This is a genomic window from Flavobacterium tistrianum (genome assembly GCF_003254545.1).
Taxonomy (GTDB): Bacteria; Bacteroidota; Bacteroidia; order Flavobacteriales; family Flavobacteriaceae; genus Flavobacterium; species Flavobacterium tistrianum.
Window position 1 is genome coordinate 1 of record NZ_QJRH01000021.1, and the last position, 329, is coordinate 329.

General features: G+C 52.6%; 1 protein-coding gene. It reads right to left on the reverse strand.

What is annotated here, in order from left to right:
* The coding region (locus DMB71_RS00100) for a DUF11 domain-containing protein (RefSeq protein WP_162614725.1) at window positions 1–329 on the reverse strand (329 nt) is incomplete at both ends.

Genomic DNA, 329 nt, shown 5'->3' on the forward strand with positions numbered 1-329 from the left:
GTGGCTGCTATCGTGAAAGTGACGTTGGCTCCAACGGTTGGCGCCGCATTATCAGCTGTTTTCAATACCGACAGGTCTGAAGCGGGAACCGGTATTGGAGTGATTGTGCTGGTGTTGTTTGCCAGGGTCGGATCCTGCTCATTTGCTGATACCGTTGCCGTATTGGCATACGGTCCTGAAGCGTTAACTGTTGCAACAATGCTAAGGGTTGCGCTTGCTCCGTTGGCAAGGCTTCCTATTGTCCAAACAGTTCCGTTATAAGTCCCCGCTGATGGCGTTGCGCTGACAAAAGTATAGCCGGACGGCAGTGTTTCGGCAACACTCACTCC